The organism is Pseudomonas sp. LG1D9, from assembly GCF_002949995.1.
Classification (GTDB): Bacteria; Pseudomonadota; Gammaproteobacteria; order Pseudomonadales; family Pseudomonadaceae; genus Aquipseudomonas; species Aquipseudomonas proteolytica.
On the sequence record NZ_CP026881.1, the window covers coordinates 4,584,423 to 4,601,376 of the forward strand.

Annotated in this window: 13 protein-coding genes, 4 tRNA genes and 1 pseudogene; 11 read left to right on the forward strand and 7 right to left on the reverse strand. The window is 60.4% G+C overall.

Annotated elements, in window-relative coordinates; all coding sequences use genetic code 11:
- Positions 1–350: 350 nt before the first annotated feature.
- The gene (locus C5F71_RS21425; RefSeq protein WP_092234766.1) at positions 351–1,358 is read right to left on the reverse strand and encodes an NADP-dependent oxidoreductase; all 1,008 of its coding nucleotides are present in this window, start codon (positions 1,356–1,358) and stop codon (positions 351–353) included.
- A 226-nt stretch (positions 1,359–1,584) separates the two neighbouring features.
- On the opposite strand from C5F71_RS21425, the gene C5F71_RS21430 reads away from it, so the two are divergent.
- From C5F71_RS21430 to C5F71_RS29750, 4 genes and pseudogenes are all read left to right on the forward strand, one after another.
- Entirely contained in the window at positions 1,585–2,346 is a 762-nt protein-coding gene (locus tag C5F71_RS21430; RefSeq protein ID WP_092234769.1) for an SDR family oxidoreductase, read from the forward strand.
- Positions 2,347–2,551: 205 nt separating this feature from the next.
- Positions 2,552–3,976 (forward strand): PLP-dependent aminotransferase family protein, encoded by a 1,425-nt coding sequence (locus C5F71_RS21435; RefSeq protein ID WP_104911883.1) that lies wholly within the window; start codon positions 2,552–2,554, stop codon positions 3,974–3,976.
- Between the two features lie 1,074 nt (positions 3,977–5,050).
- A pseudogene (locus C5F71_RS29745) lies at positions 5,051–5,119 on the forward strand (hypothetical protein); the annotation flags it as partial.
- A 207-nt stretch (positions 5,120–5,326) separates the two neighbouring features.
- Positions 5,327–6,031 (forward strand): methyl-accepting chemotaxis protein, encoded by a 705-nt coding sequence (locus C5F71_RS29750; protein WP_371923399.1) that lies wholly within the window; start codon positions 5,327–5,329, stop codon positions 6,029–6,031.
- A 70-nt stretch (positions 6,032–6,101) separates the two neighbouring features.
- On the opposite strand, the gene C5F71_RS21445 is transcribed toward C5F71_RS29750, so the two are convergent.
- Together C5F71_RS21445 and C5F71_RS21450 are read right to left on the reverse strand one after the other, a co-directional pair.
- The gene (locus C5F71_RS21445; protein ID WP_104911885.1) at positions 6,102–6,914 is read right to left on the reverse strand and encodes an alpha/beta fold hydrolase; all 813 of its coding nucleotides are present in this window, start codon (positions 6,912–6,914) and stop codon (positions 6,102–6,104) included.
- Between the two features lie 124 nt (positions 6,915–7,038).
- The gene (locus C5F71_RS21450) at positions 7,039–7,809 is read right to left on the reverse strand and encodes a hypothetical protein (RefSeq protein ID WP_092234781.1); all 771 of its coding nucleotides are present in this window, start codon (positions 7,807–7,809) and stop codon (positions 7,039–7,041) included.
- 358 nt (positions 7,810–8,167) lie between these two features.
- Here C5F71_RS21450 and C5F71_RS21455 point away from each other — a divergent pair.
- From C5F71_RS21455 to C5F71_RS21470, 4 genes are all read left to right on the forward strand, one after another.
- Positions 8,168–8,243: transfer RNA gene (locus C5F71_RS21455), tRNA-Glu, on the forward strand.
- Between the two features lie 2 nt (positions 8,244–8,245).
- Positions 8,246–8,321, forward strand: a tRNA-Gly gene (locus C5F71_RS21460).
- A gap of 105 nt (positions 8,322–8,426) precedes the next feature.
- Positions 8,427–8,502, forward strand: a tRNA-Glu gene (locus C5F71_RS21465).
- 3 nt (positions 8,503–8,505) lie between these two features.
- Positions 8,506–8,581, forward strand: a tRNA-Gly gene (locus C5F71_RS21470).
- 103 nt (positions 8,582–8,684) lie between these two features.
- On the opposite strand, the gene C5F71_RS21475 is transcribed toward C5F71_RS21470, so the two are convergent.
- Both C5F71_RS21475 and C5F71_RS21480 read right to left on the reverse strand, forming a co-directional pair.
- Positions 8,685–10,424, reverse strand: a complete 1,740-nt coding sequence (locus tag C5F71_RS21475; protein WP_092234979.1) for a dipeptidase — start codon at positions 10,422–10,424, stop codon at positions 8,685–8,687.
- Between the two features lie 155 nt (positions 10,425–10,579).
- Entirely contained in the window at positions 10,580–11,206 is a 627-nt protein-coding gene (locus C5F71_RS21480; RefSeq protein ID WP_092234982.1) for a hypothetical protein, read from the reverse strand.
- Between the two features lie 90 nt (positions 11,207–11,296).
- On the opposite strand from C5F71_RS21480, the gene C5F71_RS21485 reads away from it, so the two are divergent.
- Positions 11,297–12,229, forward strand: coding sequence for a LysR family transcriptional regulator (locus C5F71_RS21485; RefSeq protein ID WP_029292762.1), 933 nt, complete (start codon positions 11,297–11,299; stop codon positions 12,227–12,229).
- 145 nt (positions 12,230–12,374) lie between these two features.
- On the opposite strand, the gene C5F71_RS21495 is transcribed toward C5F71_RS21485, so the two are convergent.
- Together C5F71_RS21495 and C5F71_RS21500 are read right to left on the reverse strand one after the other, a co-directional pair.
- Positions 12,375–12,782: a PA2817 family protein gene (locus tag C5F71_RS21495; protein WP_029292764.1), complete on the reverse strand. Its 408-nt coding sequence runs from the start codon at positions 12,780–12,782 to the stop codon at positions 12,375–12,377.
- Between the two features lie 76 nt (positions 12,783–12,858).
- On the reverse strand, positions 12,859–15,306 hold the full coding sequence (locus tag C5F71_RS21500) for an acyl-CoA dehydrogenase (protein WP_029292766.1): 2,448 nt from the start codon (positions 15,304–15,306) through the stop codon (positions 12,859–12,861).
- Between the two features lie 202 nt (positions 15,307–15,508).
- Between C5F71_RS21500 and C5F71_RS21505 the strand changes: the two genes are divergently transcribed.
- Both C5F71_RS21505 and C5F71_RS21510 read left to right on the forward strand, forming a co-directional pair.
- Positions 15,509–16,168: a transglutaminase family protein gene (locus C5F71_RS21505; RefSeq protein ID WP_104911886.1), complete on the forward strand. Its 660-nt coding sequence runs from the start codon at positions 15,509–15,511 to the stop codon at positions 16,166–16,168.
- Between the two features lie 43 nt (positions 16,169–16,211).
- Positions 16,212–16,829: a glutathione S-transferase family protein gene (locus tag C5F71_RS21510; RefSeq protein ID WP_104911887.1), complete on the forward strand. Its 618-nt coding sequence runs from the start codon at positions 16,212–16,214 to the stop codon at positions 16,827–16,829.
- The last annotated feature ends 125 nt before the right edge of the window (positions 16,830–16,954 follow it).

Genomic DNA, 16,954 nt, shown 5'->3' on the forward strand with positions numbered 1-16,954 from the left:
GCGATAGCCATAAGTATCTACACAACTTTCAGAAACTGACGAACTCCCCTGTGGCGAGCGGGCTTGTCGGGACGCCGCATCGCCCGCGCTGGGCTGCGAAGCAGCCCAAAAAGCCCTCCACGTTTCTTCAGATAAACCGCGATGGCCGGGTTTAGGGCTGCTTCGCAGCCCAGCGCGGGCGATGCGGCGTCCCGACAAGCCCGCTCGCCACAACTGCGCTATCTGCCTGGATTTAGGCGTTGCTGTAAAGTTGTGTAGATACCTATGCTGCCATAGCATCACCTCGTGGTTACTGAAAAACCGAGGTGTCTGCATCGCAGGCAAGGCAGCTCCTACATTGGTTTGGGGTGTCAGTTGACCTTCAGCACCAACTTGCCGAAGTTCTCGCCGTTGAACAGCTTCATCAACGTCTCCGGGAACGTCTCCAGGCCCTCGACAATATCCTCCTTGCTCTTGAGCTTGCCTTGGGCCATCCAGCCGGCCATTTCCTGCCCGGCGGCGGCAAAGTTCGCCGCATGATCCATCACCACAAACCCTTCCATGCGCGCCCGATTGACCAGCAGTGACAGGTAGTTGGCGGGGCCTTTCACGGCTTCCTTATTGTTGTACTGGCTGATGGCTCCGCAAATCACCACCCGCGCCTTCAACGCCAGGCGGCTGAGCACGGCGTCGAGGATGTCGCCGCCAACGTTATCGAAATAGACGTCCACGCCTTTTGGGCATTCGCGCTTGAGGGCGGCCGGTACGTCTTCGTGCTTGTAGTCGATGGCCGCGTCGAACCCCAGTTCATCCAGCAAAAACTTGCACTTGTCGGCGCCGCCGGCAATCCCCACCACGCGGCAACCCTTGATCTTGGCGATCTGCCCGGCAATGCTGCCCACGGCACCGGCGGCCCCGGAAATCACTACGGTATCGCCGGCCTTGGGCGCGCCGGTGTCGAGCAGCGCGAAGTAGGCGGTCATGCCGGTCATGCCCAGCGCAGACAGATAGCGCGGCAGGGGCGCCAGTTTCGGGTCGACCTTGTAGAACCCACGCGGCTCGCCGAGGAAGTAATCCTGCACGCCCAGGGCACCGTTGACGTAATCGCCGACGGCGAATTTCGGATTGTTCGAGGCAATGACCTGGCCTACGCCCAATGCGCGCATGACTTCACCAATGCCCACCGGCGGGATGTAGGACTTGCCTTCATTCATCCAGCCACGCATGGCTGGGTCGAGGGACAGGTATTCGTTGCGCACCAGCACCTGGCCATCCGCCAGGTTGCCCACCGGTACTTCCTGATAGGTAAAGGTGTCCCGCGTGGCCGCGCCGACCGGGCGTTTGGCAAGCAGGAATTGGCGGTTGGTCTGGGCAGTCATGGCAAGGACTCTGGGTAAATGAGCCTCAAGTGATAGACCTTCCAGGCGCCGGGAGCAAGTTCGGCCGACCGCTGCGAATGCCCGTCGATAGGCTGGCTTGATAGTGGGCACGGCAGGCTTATCACTGCTACGCATGGGGGCTCAACTGGCCTTCTGATAGTGCTGACGCGCGGTGCCGGGCCCTGGCTATGCTGGGCCCACGGGCATTCATCCAAGGATATAAGCAATGAGCATGACGTTTTCCGGCCAGGTTGCCCTGGTCACCGGTGCCGCCAACGGTATTGGCCGCGCTACGGCCCTGGCATTCGCCGCAGAAGGCTTGAAAGTTGTGGTCGCCGACCTCGATGTGGCGGGCGGCGAGGGCACGGTCGCGTTGATCCGCGAGGCAGGCGGCGAGGCGCTGTTCGTGCGCTGTAATGTGACCCTGGAGGCGGATGTGCAACAACTGATGCAGCAGGTACTGCACAGCTATGGCCGCCTGGACTACGCGTTCAACAATGCCGGCATCGAGATTGAACAGGGCAAGCTGGCTGATGGCACCCTGGATGAGTTCGACGCCATCATGGGCGTCAACGTCAAGGGCGTGTGGTTGTGCATGAAGTATCAGTTGCCGTTGCTGCTGGCCCAGGGTGGTGGGGCCATCGTCAATACCGCATCGGTTGCGGGGTTGGGCGCTGCGCCGAAGATGAGTATTTATGCCGCATCCAAGCATGCGGTGATTGGCCTGACCAAGTCGGCGGCCATCGAGTATGCGAAAAAGAAAATCCGCGTCAACGCAGTGTGCCCGGCAGTGATCGACACCGATATGTTCCGCCGCGCCTATGAAGCCGATCCGCGCAAGGCCGAGTTTGCCGCCGCCATGCATCCGGTCGGGCGCATTGGCACCGTCGAGGAAATCGCCAGTGCAGTGCTGTATCTGTGCAGCGATGGCGCCGCGTTCACCACGGGGCATGCATTGGCGGTGGACGGTGGTGCCACGGCTATCTAGGACCTGCGGCGGTGTACCGCTGAGAAAGTGATTTTAAAGGCTGTGGGGCGTTTCCGTAGATGGCAAGATGCCCTCGGCCATTGTGTTTCACTAGGTAAATAATTCAATAAAATCAATAATTTAATAAATTTATGAACAGGGCGACCCTGACCTTCTGTGCTTAACTGTTTTGAGTTAAATGCCAAACAGTTGAAGGGGGTGGCTCATGGATTTAGGGATCAATCGGCAGGCCCCGGTACCGGTGGTTCAGCAAATTGTCAGCGCCATTGCCGCATGGATTCGGGAGAGTGGGGTCAGCCCCGGGACGCGCCTGCCTTCCATCCGGCAACTGGCCCATGACAACCTGCTCAGTCAATCCAGTGTGATCGAGGCCCTTGAGCGAATGGTGGCAGCAGGGGTGCTGGCCTCAAGGGCCGGCTCGGGGTTTGTGATCGCCGCGCAACCGGTTGCCAGCACTCCCCTGGGGGAATACCAGTGGTATGAAGGGGCGGAGCGCCGGTGGGGGGCCTTTACCGATAACCAGTTGGGGGAGTTGAAGCTGGGGTGTGGCTGGCTTCCGGATGCCTGGCGAGAAAGCGATGACATCAGTTACGCCATCCGCGAAATCAGCCGTACCGACACCGCGGGCGTCTTCAGTTACAGCACCCCTCTCGGGCTGCCGGCGTTGCGCGAACAATTGCACAAGCGCCTGACGCAGATCCAAGTGAGCACCACTGCCGAGCGGATCCTCACTACCCACGGCGCCAGCCATGCGCAGGACTTGTTGATACGCACCTTGCTCAAGGCTGGCGATACGGTAGTGGTTGAAACCCCTGGCTACGGCAACCTTTATCGTCAGTTGGCCTTCCACGGTGTCACGATGCTGGAGGTTCCCAGGGCCCGCAGTGGCCCGGACATCCAGGCCCTGGAAGCGCTGCTGGTGACCCACCGTCCAAAGTGCCTGTTCATCCATAGCCTTTACCACAACCCGACCGGCACCAGCCTTTCGCTGGCGGTGGCCGAACGTCTGTTGCATCTGGCCCATAGCCGGGACTTCCTGATTGTCGAGGAAGATGTCTATGGCGACCTGCAACACGCCTCGTGTGTCCGGCTGGCGGCGCTACCCCATGATGATCGGGTGATTTACGTCTCGAGTTTTTCCAAGACCCTGAGCAGCGCGCTACGGGTGGGCTATCTCACGGGCAGTACCGCGCTCATCACTCGTTTGCTCAAGCTCAAGACCCTGACCGGTATTGGCACCTCCCGCTTCGCTGAGGCGGTGGTGGCGAACCTGTTGGCCAACGGCACCTACCGCAAATGGCTGCAACGCCTGCGCAGGCGGTTGAGCGCAGAGATGGCCAAGACCCTGCAGGTGCTGGAGGACGAAGAGTGGGAGGTATTTGCGGTGCCCGCGGGCGGCATGTTTGTTTGGGCCCGCCCGCAGGCGGGGGGCGCGGCAATGTTGCACGCGAGGGCCAGACGGCTGGGGGTCTTGCTGTCTTCCGGGGAGTTGTTCAGCCCTGCCGGCGAGCACGCGGATTGGCTGCGGATCAATGTGGCCTATGCCGGCGATCATCGAGCGTTGGCGTTGTTCAAGGCCATGGGGCCTGCGGGATCGACCTCTACCATCCTGAAAACGACGGGCGTGTAGCTTTTTGCCATTATTGTGGCGCCAACGTCTTGTGTTGCGGGGCCTGGGGTTGCGAATCTCGTCCCATGGAAACCCGGCATGCTGGCATTCGCCACGCCAAGAGGACTTTGCGCAATGATTTCGGCCGTGCAACGACGATTTGCCAACCTTGGGCTGGCGAGGAAGCTGGGGCTGGGGTTTGCCCTGGTATTGCTGTTGACTGCACTGGTGGCGGCGATTGGTGTGTGGTCCCTGCAAAGTGTTGGCCAGCGTTTTGTGGGGCTCAAGGGCATGTCCTCGCTCAATCAGGGGCTGCTGAACGTGCGCTTGATCGAGCAGGAGTATGCGCTGCGCACCGATACCAAGTCGGTCGAGGCCCTGCATGAACGGGTTGACAGCCTGGTAGCCGAAGCCCTGGCACTCGACATGACCGAGGTCGAGCAGGCCCTGGGCGCCTATCGCAAGGCGTTTGACGAGTTTGTCGAGCTGACCCAGGCCAAGGATCTGGCGCTGGAAATGGCCAGTTGGTCGGTGTCCAGTGTCGCCAACAACCTTGATGTATTGCAGGCCGGCCTGGCCGACGACGGGGCTTATGGCCTCAAGGAAAGCCAGGGCAAGGAGGGGGCTGAGTTTATCGAGCAGGCCGGGCAGGTGGGGCAGGTTTCGCGCCTGATGTTGCAGGCCATGAATGAAGCGCGGGTGCGCCTGGATCAAAGCCGCAAGGGTGATGAGGACAGTGCCGGGCAAGGCCGTATCGAACAGGCCGATCAGGCCCTGGCCCAGGCTGAACAACTCAAGACCCTGGTCAAGGACCCTGGCTATCAGACCGTACTCAGCGAAGTGGTCGGGCATATTGGCGCCTTTAGCGAAAAACTCACCGAATACACCGACCTGCTCGCCCAGGAGAAGATCGTCTACCAGCAATTGCATGAGCGGGCGGCGCAGGTGGTTTCGCAGGTCAACCGGGCCTATGCCGAGCAGGACCAGTCGATGCAGGCGCAGTTGGCCGAAAGTAGCTTGCTGATCATTGTTTCCTCGGCCCTGGCCTTGTTGGTCGGGGTGATTGCTGCGTGGCTGATTACCCGCTTGATCGTGATGCCACTGCGCAGTGTGATCGCCGTGGCCCGGCAGATCGCCGCCGGGGATCTCAGCGGGCGCATGGACGTGAGCCGACAGGATGAAATGGGCCAGTTGATGCAGGCGATGCAGCAGATGGGCAGCGGCCTGAGTAGCATGGTCAGCGGGTTGCAAGCGGGGATTGAGCAATTGGCCAGCTCGGCCCAGTCGCTGTCCAGCGTGACCGAGCAGACCAATATCGAAGTCAGCAGCCAGAAAGAAGAAACCGAGCAGGTCGCCACCGCCATGAACCAGATGGCCGCCACGGTGCACGATGTGGCACGCAATGCCGAGCAGGCCGCGCAAGCGGCGCAGACCGCCGACGACAAGGTCGACAGTGGTCAGCAGGTGGTGCGCCAGAGCCTGCAGCGTATCGAGTTGCTGGCCAGTTCCGCGACATCCGCCAGTACCAGCATCGAGAGCCTGAGCGCGGAAATCCAGAACATCGGCAGCGTCTTGGAGGTGATCAAAAGCGTCGCCGAGCAAACCAACCTGCTGGCGCTCAACGCCGCCATCGAGGCGGCACGCGCTGGCGAGCAAGGGCGCGGCTTTGCGGTGGTTGCCGATGAAGTGCGGGCGCTGGCCAGGCGCACCCAGCAATCGACAGAGGAAATCGAACGCCTGGTAAGTACCTTGCGCAGTGCCGCGCAGTCTTCAGTGCGAGATATCCAGCACAGCGGCGAACTGGTGAAGCTGGCCGTCAGTGATGCCCTGGAAACCGAAAGCGCCTTGGGCAGCATTGCCGCAGCGGTCTCGCTGATCCAACAAATGAACCAGCAGATCGCGGCCGCGGCCGAACAGCAGAGCTCGGTGGCCGAAGAGATCAACCGCAGCGTCACCAGCATTCGCGCCAGTGCCGATCAATCGGCGCTGAGCATGCAGGGTAACGCCGCCTCGAGTATCGAGTTGGCGCAACTGGGGGCGGAGCTCAAGGGCATGGTGGGGCATTTTCGGCTGTGATCTGAATTAGCCGCGCTGGGGGTTGTTGTGGTGAGAGGGCTAGCCTTCTCGCCACAACAGCCTTGTCGCCTCAGGCGTGATTGGCCAGAAAGGTGAGCAGCGCTTCGTTGACGAAATCAGGGTTTTCCCGGCTGGAAATATGCCCAGCGTCCGGGATCAACACCAGGTCACAACCGATCAGGTCAGCCATTTCCTGTGCTTCTGCAGGTGGGCGTGGCTGGTCATCGGTGCCACACATTACCAATGTCGTATTGGGGTCCAGGCGGGATAAACCTTCCAGTGCATCGTCACGACCGAAGATCAGGCGACCCAGGGGCACGATGCTGCGTAGCAGGCGGTCCCGGGGCAGGGCGCGCAGGGACTGGCGGAAGTCCTGATACAGCGCAGAGTCGGGTTCGATACCGGGGCGGAAGAAGATCGGTACGATGATATCCAGTAGCGCATCAGAGATAGCCCCCGTGGCCTCAATCGCGCTGAGCAGTGCGAAGTATTTTTCGCGGGTAGCCTCAGGCTCTGCGCCCAGGTAGGTGTCCATCAGCACCAGGCTATTGACCCGCTCGGGCGCCAGCATCGCCAGCGGGGCGCCCCACATGCCGCCGACTGACAAGCCCACCAGGTTGACCTTGGCAACGCCCAGGTGGTCCAGCAATGCCAGGGTCTGGCGCGCCAGGTCGTCCAGGCTGTGGGTCTGTGCTGGCATTGGGCCGGACTCTCCGTGGCCCCATAGCTCTGGCACGATCACTCGGTACTGTTGCGACAGCGCGGCAATCTGCGGGGCCCACATCTGCTGGTCCCACAGGTAGCTATGGCCGAGCAGGACAACCGGGCCAGAACCTTGGTCCACGTAGTGCAAGGGTTGGTCATCAATGATGGCGACAGGCATGGCGGGCCTCCTTGGTTAAGCGCATGAAGGGCACTTTTGTACGCGAATTATAGACGAGGGGATAGGCGCAGGATGATGGCACCGAGTGCAAGAAATGCACCCGGCGACTCAGTACAGGAGGGGATCAATCGTAGATGACTTTCTTTTTCCATTCGGCATCCGCGTCATCGGCTTTCAAGCCTGCGGTCAGTTCATTGACTTCTTCTGCGGTCTGCTGGCTGTTGGTCAGCACCATGGAGTTGGCGCGTGCCAATTGTTTTTCCAGGAGTTGCAAGTGCTGGCTGTAGGTGGCCGGCTCGGGCTGCTTGCGCAGGTATTGCACGCCGCGCTCGAAGGCCAGGCGTGCCTGGCCGGGCTGCGCCTGTTGCAATGCGTGTTGCCCCAGATTGTTGAAGAACTCGATGTGCAGCAGCACCAGCAGGTGACGGATCTCACGGATCCAGTGCTTGGCCTCATTGGTGGGCAAAAAACCGTCCTGGGCGGCGCGGGTGACCTGGCCGTGCAGGGCTTCGAGCAGGAAGCGCACATCCTTGGCTTTGGCTTCGGTCTGGATCGGCCCCGGGGGGTTGTTCACCGGGATCGATTCGCCCTGGCCCACGAGGGCTTCCAGCTCGGCAATACGTGCCTTGATGGTTGCGCTGGATTTGTTGAGGTGGAGCATGCGTTGGTTGACGTTCAGTTCCAGGCGGGTCAGCAGCAGCTTGAGCTGCGGCGTCATCAGTTGGCCGGGGAACGTCTCGGTGATCTCGCCACAGCGGCGCAGCCGATCGTTGAGCTCTATCTGGGCCCGGGCTTTTTCCAGTTTGTTGTTTTCCACCACATGGTTCATGTAGCCAATGGCGATCAGTATTACGATCCCGGCTATTACCAGCAGGGTGATCATGAGTGGTGTCACCGGTGTGACCTCTTTATAGGATGTGCGTTGAAGTGTAGTGATTGGCGCATGCGGCGGATAGGACTCTTCGACGAGATGAGTCAGTGCTTTCACCTGTATATGTAGGTATCGTCTGTATAGATGCACATTGCCATCATTTGCCGGGCAGGACTATAACGCCTTGTCGGGCGCCAGAATATAGGCGCCAAAGCCTGGACGGCGAGAAACCCCGGCAGTGCCTGTAAAGCATGGCGAAGTCATTGATTTAAATAAATTTATCCTTGGGGGTTGACGACCTTTCAATCCATCCATAGAATGCGCGCCACTTACAGCGTAAAGCACACAGCGAAACGCGGTAGGGAGTGAATGTTGTACGTGTGTCCCCTTCGTCTAGTGGCCTAGGACACCGCCCTTTCACGGCGGTAACAGGGGTTCGAGTCCCCTAGGGGACGCCATTGCGGGAATAGCTCAGTTGGTAGAGCACGACCTTGCCAAGGTCGGGGTCGCGAGTTCGAGTCTCGTTTCCCGCTCCATTTTTAAACAGTGTGGCTTTCGGGCGGCACTGAGTGAAACCAGGACCAAGTCTTCGGACAAGGCCTCTGGGCACTGGAATACACACCATGTGTTTCAGTTAGCGTGTCCCCTTCGTCTAGTGGCCTAGGACACCGCCCTTTCACGGCGGTAACAGGGGTTCGAGTCCCCTAGGGGACGCCATTTGCGGGAATAGCTCAGTTGGTAGAGCACGACCTTGCCAAGGTCGGGGTCGCGAGTTCGAGTCTCGTTTCCCGCTCCATATTCAACAAAAACGCCGATCAGAAATGATCGGCGTTTTTGTTTGTCCGGGATTTAAGCTCGCAGTCAATGGACCCGCCGCAAGGGCGGGTCCAGGCCTTGGCTCAGAGTTTCGGCAACTGCCCGATACGCCCCATCATTTCGGTGACGATCTGCAGGTCCAGCAGGAACTGCTCGGTGGTCTTGAACTCGTTGTCGGTGTGCCCGGTGTACTTGGCGTCCGGCCGGGCCAGGCCGAATTGCACGCCATTGGGCAGATCATGCACGGACGTTGCGCCAGCGGAGGTGCCGAACTTGGATTCCATGCCCAGGTTTTCCGTGGCCACGGCCAGCAGTGCCTTGACCCACTCACCCTCGGGGTTGCGATACATCGGTGCGGCCACCGAGTAATCAAAGGTCGGCGAAATATGGGTCTTGTTACTCCAGGCGCTAAGCTTGTCGGCGATCTCTTTCTTGAGCGTTTCCGGGGATTTGCCTTTTGGTACCCGCAGGTTGACCGCCAGCTTGAAGGCCTTGTCATCCATGCCGACAAACGTCAGGGATGTGGTCAACGGCCCCATGAACGCGTCGGAAAAGCCCACGCCCAATTTGCCACCCAGGTAATCCAGGCCCCAGTTATCGGCGGCGTAGCGCGCAGCGTCGGTGATCTCGTTGTGCTTGAGTGCAACCTTGCCGTCCAGGCTGTTGATAAAGACCAGCATCCGCGCCACTGGGTTGATACCGGATTCGGGCTCGGAAGAGTGGGCCGACACCCCGGTAACGGTGAGCTTGACGTCTTTGCCATCAACCTTGGCATCCACCGTGAAATCGCCACCATTGGCCTTGGCAAATGCAGTGCCGGCCTGTTGCAGGCTGGCGGCCAGCTCGGCAGGATTATCGCTGCGCAATGTGGCTACTGACGCCGAAGGAATCTGGTTGGTTGCGAGGCCGCCGGTCATGGCGATGATTTCGGCGCCCTTGCCATCGGCCTTGCGCTTGGCAAAGGTCGCCATGACCGTGCCATAACCTTTCTCGGCGATGACGACCGGGTAGCCGCCATCCAGCGCCAGGTTGTAGTTCGGCGTTGGGTTGTGTTCAAAGTAGTAGGGGATGGCGTCGCCGGTGGTTTCTTCGGTGGTGTCTACCAGCAGCTTGAAGTTGCGCGCCAGTGGCAGGTTTTCTTCCTTGATCACTTTCATGGCATACAGCGTAACCACGATACCGTTCTTGTCATCTTCGGTGCCGCGCCCGTACATGCGATCGCCAATTAGTGTGACCTTGAAGGGGTCGAGTCGGGTGCCGTCTTTCAACACCCAGTTTTCCGGTGTTACCGGCACCACGTCGGCGTGGGCGTGAATGCCGACCACTTCATCGCCGGCACCTTCCAGGGAGATTTCGTAGACGCGATCATCGACATTGCGAAAATTCAGGTTGAAGGACTGCGCCAGGGCCTTGATTTTTTCGGCAATCTTTTTGAATTCGGGGTTGTCGTGCTGGGCAACACCCTCAACCTGGAAGGTCGGGATGGCCACCAGTTCACGCAGGGTTTCGGTGGCGGCTGCACCGTATTTCACCCGGGCATAGAGGCCTAGCAGGCGATGGATATCGTTCTGTTGCTCGGCGGTCAGCGGCTTGTTGTCGAGAAAGGCAGTGATGGCCGGGCCGAGATTGGCGGATTTCGCCATGTCGCTTTTGCCCAGGTTGCCGAGGAACGTGCGGAAGTCCTTGATCGAGGCGTCATTCAGCGTTTTGAGAATAGTCGCACTCTGTTGCGGGTTGATGCTGGCGACGGCAGACACACTAATTGAAGACAGGCTGGCGACCATCAGGGTGGCGGCGGCCAAGTGCTTGAGGGAGAAGTCCATTGCTGGGGCATTCCTTTGCAGGTGGTGAGTAAGAAGTTTCCGATTTTTATGTCGGAAACATTTTCACACACTAGCACCACCCACCTGCTGGAGGGGAGCCCCTCGGCAGGGTGATGTCCTATCTCAATAAGAAAACGCCGCCCGCCATCAGCCTGTCAGTCCAGGCTGTAGCGCACCGACAGCGTGCCCTTTTTCTCCGACAGGCCGAGGATCGTGACCTGGCCGACCTGGGCGAGGGCTTGTACATGCGTGCCGCCGCAGGCGTAGGCCGGCAGGTCACCGAAACCGACTTCCCGGGTGCCGCCGTCCAGCGTCATATGGCGTGGCAGGTCGGCGCCGATCCATTGGTTGACCTGTTCCTGCAAGGCATCAGCTTGCATGTCTTGGGCCGATTCCCCACGGATAAAACTGATCTTGCCTTCACCGGGCCAGTGGTGGGCCTTGATCGGCATCCAGCCCAGGGTTTCACCGGCATTGCCGATCAAGTGCCCGGCAGAATGCAGGCGTGTATGCAGGGTGCGACGTTGGCCGTCGACCCGCGCTTGTACGGGGCCAAGGGCGACGGGCTGGTCGACGTAGTGCACGATGCGCTCTGCTTCCTGCACTACTTTCAATACGGTGCTTTGTCCCAGCCAGCCCGTGTCAAAGGGTTGACCGCCCCCCTGGGGGTGGAAAATGGTGGACTGCAGGACCACCGCAAACTGCTGCTCAACGGGCGTGCACTCCAGCACATCAACATCGGCAACCAGGTGGTCATGGGTAAAAAACAGGCGCTGGGTCATCGTCTACATCCGCATCAGGGTTCTACACAGCAGTATAAGTAGTGCGCCAATGGGTGATAATCCGCTGAAATATCAATGGACTTGTGCGTCATGAGCATCAATCTTCCTTTGCCACTGCTGGGCGAAATGGCGATTTTCGTCAGGGTGGTAGAAACCGGCAGTTTCTCTGCAGCAGCGCGCCAACTGGGGGCTTCGCCGTCGGCGGTGAGCCGCAGCATCTCGCGCCTGGAAAAGGCCCTGGCCACGCGGCTGTTGCAGCGCACCACGCGCAAGCTGCGTTTGAGCGAAGGGGGTGAAGAAGTCTTCAAGCGCTGCCAGGACATGGTCAATGCCGCGCGCTCGGTGATGGAAATCAGCGGTCAGTACACCCACGAGGCCGAAGGGCTGGTGCGTATCAGCGTGCCCAAGGCGGTGGGGCGGTTTGTGGTGCATCCGCATATGCCGGAATTCCTGCGACGTTATCCCAAGGTCGATGTGCAGTTGATCCTTGAAGATCGGCAGGTAGATTTGATTGATGACAATGTCGACCTGAGCATCCGCATCACCGATAGCCCGCCGCCGGGGTTGGTAGGGCGCCAGTTACTGCCCATCGAGCATCTGCTGTGTGCCACGCCGCAGTATCTGGCTGCCCATGGCACGCCGCTGCATCCCCATGACTTGCTGGAGCACAGTTGTATCTACCTGGGCGAAACCCCTGGGGACGCGCGCTGGAAATTCCGCCAGTCTGGCAAGACAGTGACGGTGGGCGTGCGCGGTCGCTATGCGGCCAATCACACCGGGGTGCGGTTGGATGCGGTGTTGCAGGATGTGGGGATTGGCAGCCTGCCGTATTTCACTGCTCGGCATGCCTTGGAGGAGGGGCGGTTGGTACAGGTGCTGGCGCAATGGGATTTCATTGCCTCGTACCATGGGGATGCCTGGTTGCTACATTCACCCACGCGGTATCTACCGCCAAAACTGCGGGTGTTTATTGATTATCTGGTGGAGTGCATGGCCAGGGAACCGACATTGCGCCGGCGGTAGGAGCACGCTCGAAAATGTGGGAGCGGGCTTGCCCGCGATAGCGGTGTATTAGTCAACCAATGTATCGACTGACACTCAGCCATCGCGGGCAAGCCCGCTCCCACACAAGTCTCTCTCCATATTTGGAGTCTTGGAGTGTTCGGGATCAGTGCTTGGACTGGTCGTGGGGCATGGCCAGCAGCTGTTTTTCCTGGTTCCAGTCGAACGGTTCATCGTTTTGTTCGGCTTCGAAGCGGCGTTCTTCCAGAGCCTGGTACATATCCAGTTCTTCATCGGGCATGAAGTGCAGGCAATCACCGCCGAAGAACCAGAGCAGGTCGCGCGGCACCAGATGGGCAATCTGTGGGTAGCGCAGGATGACCTGGCTCATCATGTCCTGGCCCAGGTATTGGCTTTCGATCGGGTCGATGGGCAGCATGGCCCGCAGTTCATCAAAGCGTTCCAGGAACAAAGCGTGGCTTTCCTCGGGAACCTGTTCGGCTTCGCCGACGGCAACCAGGATACTGCGCAGGTGGTCGAGCAAGACGAGATGATCGGCAACGACGTTGGACACGAGAGTAAGTCCTCAAAAGCAAAAACGGGCGCGAGAGTATATAGCTCTCGCGCCCGCTTTTATATGACCGCCGGTATCAGCGGACTCGGCCAGGTGCCTGGGCCAACTCCTCTTTGCTGAAATCATCCACGTCGATCACCTTGCGCCGCGCAGCTTCCGCGTCCCGCAGGGTTTGTGCTTCAGCCGGTTGCAGCACGCCAGCTTCCAGTGCGGCATCGATGGCGTGTTCCCCGGCCCGTGGCTTGACCTGCCCGCTCTTGAGGGCGGCGTGCAGTGTTTTTTGCAATGGATGGCTGGCACCCAGCAGGTCGTAGGCATGTTGCAGCGCGCCAACCGGATCTTCCGCCGACTGGGGACGGTAGCAGCCTGCCAGCAGCTCTTCGAGGGTCGGATCGCCCTTGGCGCGTCCAATCACCGCCGCGACTTCGGCGTCCAGCGCATCGGATGGGCCTTTGTGGCGACGACCGAACGGGAACACGATGACTCGCATCAGGCAGCCCAGCACTTTGTTGGGGAAGTTGCTGAGCAACTCATCCAGCGCGCGCTCCGACTGGCCAAGGCTTTCCTCCATGGCCCAGGCAAACAGCGGTTCCAGATGGTCCGGGGAGTCGAGGTCGTGGTAACGCTTGAGCGCCGCCGACGCCAGGTACATATGGCTGAGCACGTCGCCCAGCCGTGCCGACAGGCGTTCGCGTCGTTTCAACTCGCCACCCAGCAGCATCATGCTCAGGTCCGCAAGCAGGGCGAACGCCGCGGCCTGGCGATTGAGCGCACGGAAGTAGCCCTGGCTCAAACGGTTGCCTGGAGCTTTTTCGAAGTGACCCAGGCCCAGGTTCAACACCAGGGTGCTGGCGGCGTTGCTCACGGCAAAGCCGATATGCTGCATCAACAGGCCATCGAACTCCTTGAGCGCCTGGTCGCGGTCTTCACGACCGGCCAGGGCCATTTCCTTGAGCACGAACGGGTGGCAGCGGATCGCGCCCTGGCCGAAGATCATCAGGTTGCGCGAAAGGATGTTCGCACCTTCCACGGTGATGAAAATCGGCGCCCCTTGCCAGCTGCGACCCAGGTAGTTGTTGGGGCCCATGATGATGCCCTTGCCGCCGTGCACATCCATGGCGTGGCTGATGCACTCGCGACCGCGCTCGGTCAGGTGGTACTTGAGGATCGCCGAGAGCACCGAGGGTTTTTCCCCCAGGTCGACGGCATTGGCGGTGAGCATCCGTGCGCTGTCCATCAGCCAGGCATTGCCGCCGATTCGGGCCAGGGCTTCCTGGATGCCTTCGAAGGCGGAAAGTGGCACGTTGAACTGCTCGCGCACCTGGGCGTACTGGCCAGTCACCAGGCTGGTGAACTTGGCCGCACCAGTACCCACCGCCGGCAGGGAAATCGAACGGCCAACCGACAGGCAGTTCATCAGCATCATCCAGCCCTTACCGAGCATCTCCTGGCCGCCGATCAGGAAGTCCAGGGGAATGAATACATCCTTGCCGGAGTTGGGGCCGTTCATGAAAGCGGCGCCCAGGGGCAGGTGACGGCGGCCGATTTCCACGCCAGGGGTATCGGTGGGGATCAGGGCCAGGCTGATGCCCAGGTCCTCTTCTTCTCCCAGCAGGTGATCCGGGTCATGGGCCTTGAAGGCCAGGCCGAGCAGGGTCGCGACCGGGCCCAGGGTGATATAGCGTTTTTCCCAGTTCAGGCGCAGGCCGAGGGTTTCCTTGCCTTCCCATTCGCCTTTGCAGATCACCCCGGTGTCGGGCATCGCGCCGGCATCGGAACCGGCCAGCGGGCCAGTCAGGGCAAAACACGGGATGTCATCGCCACGGGCCAGGCGTGGCAGGTAATGGTTGCGTTGTTCATCGGTGCCGTAGTGCAGCAGCAGTTCGGCGGGGCCCAGGGAGTTGGGGACCATGACGGTGGAAGCGAGGTCGCCGCTGCGGGTCGCCAATTTCATCGCCACCTGGGAGTGGGCGTAGGCTGAAAAGCCCTTGCCGCCGTACTCCTTGGGGATGATCAGGGCGAAGAAGCCATGTTGCTTGATATGGTCCCAGGCCGCTGCCGGCAGGTCCATGGCCTGGCCGATTTCCCAGTCGGTGACCATGGCGCACAGCTCTTCGGTAGGGCCATCGATAAAGGCCTGTTCTTCTTCGGTCAACTGCACCTTGGGGTAGGCCAGCAACTTGTCCCAGTCGGGGCGGCCGCTGAACAGTTCACCGTCCCACCACACGGTACCGGCGTCGATGGCGTCGCGCTCGGTCTCGGACATTGGCGGCAGTACTTTCTGGAACCAGTTGAACAACGGTGCGGTGAAATACTGGCGGCGCAGGTCGGGCAGCAGCAGTGGCGCGGCGACTGCCGCCAGCAGGACCCAGAACACCAGCAGCAGCCAGCCCGGCGCATGGCTGAAGGCGCCCATCGCCAACAGATAGACGGCGACCACACCCAGGGCGGGCAGGGGCGCGGTACGACGGTGTGCCAGGTAGGCAATGCCGAGCACCAGAACCAGTATCCACAACAACAGCATATTCAATCCTCCGTGAAACCAGGGGCAGAAGCACCCTCAGAGCTTAGCCGGCATCCGGAAAAGCGGTGCCTGAGGGTGTTACGTGGTGTGGCGGGAAATGCTCTCCAGTCATAGGCAGCAGGCGCCGACATTTGGCCGAATCGTCGTTATCCCTCGGTCGGGCCTGTGGTTAGACTCCAGGCTCGCCTCGGAGAAAATCCCCATGAATGCGTACTTGAGTCCCAGCCGCTTCATCGATAGTGACCACCCTGCGGTGGTGGAGTTCGCCGAAAAACACCGCGGTGTGAGCCGCGATCCCCGTGACCAGGCAGTCAGTCTGTATTACGCCGTGCGTGAAGCGGTGCGCTACAACCCTTACACCTTCAGTCGCGATCCGCAAACCCTGGCGGGCAGCTACGCCCTGGCCGCCGGGCAGAGTTATTGCGTGCCCAAGGCCACCCTGCTGGCCGCCTGCGCCCGGCATTGCCGCATAGCGTCGCGTATTGGCCTGGCGGACGTGCGCAATCATTTGTCGACCCCGCGCCTGATCGAGTTGCTCAAGAGTGATGTGTTCGCCATGCACGGCTACACCGAACTGTATCTGGACGGGCGCTGGGTCAAGGCCACGCCAGCGTTCAACAGCCAACTGTGCGAATTATTCGATGTGCCGCCACTGGATTTCGACGGGATCAATGACAGTGTGTTTCACCCCTTCAACCGCCAGGGACAGCGCTCCATGGAGTACGTGGTGGACCATGGGCAATTTGCCGAGGTGCCCGAGGAGTTCTTCTTTTCCCACCTTCAGAAATGTTACCCACACCTGTTTGGTGAGCAGTCGCCGAAAGTGTTAGGCGATATGCAGAGTGATTTGAGTCGCGGCTGAACCGGCGTATGCTGCTGCGGCATTCATCCACTGGGAGGCGGTCATGCTGAAGATCTGGGGTCGTAAAAATTCGTCAAACGTCAGGAAGGCACTGTGGTGCGCCGAGGAACTCGGCCTGGACTATGAGGCAATTGATGCGGGCGGGGCCTTTGGTGTGGTCGATACGCCGCGATATCGGGCGTTGAACCCTAATGGCCGGGTGCCGATGATCGAGGACGGCGAGTTCGTGTTGTGGGAATCCAACACCATCGTGCGTTACCTCTGCGCCAAACAGGCATCGAGCTGGTACCCCACGGATCTGCAGGCGCGAGCCAGCGCCGAGAAGTGGATGGACTGGACCACTTCGACCTTTGCCGAACCGTTCAAGACGGTGTTCTGGGGCATTCTGCGGACCCCGGCCGAGCAACAGAACTGGGACAACATCCATGCCGGGCGCAAGGCCTGTATCGAGGTGTTGAACACCGTGGACCAGGCCCTGGCCGAGCAGCCCTACCTGTCCGGCAGCGAGATCGGCATGGGTGACATTCCCCTGGGCAGCTTTATCTATGCCTGGTTCGAGATGCCTATCGAGCGCCCGTCGATGCCCCATCTGGAGGCGTGGTACCAGCGTTTGCAGCAACGCCCGGCCTATCAAAAAGCGGTTATGACCGCGTTGACTTAATACTGACTATTAATACAGGTGACTGTACTTGTGCGGCGCGGGCAAGCACCATGCTTGCCGTGCGCCGCAGTTGTATTGCGTAGGGCGCGCCCTTATCTATTCTTTCTATTCCCTTCCTTGGTGCG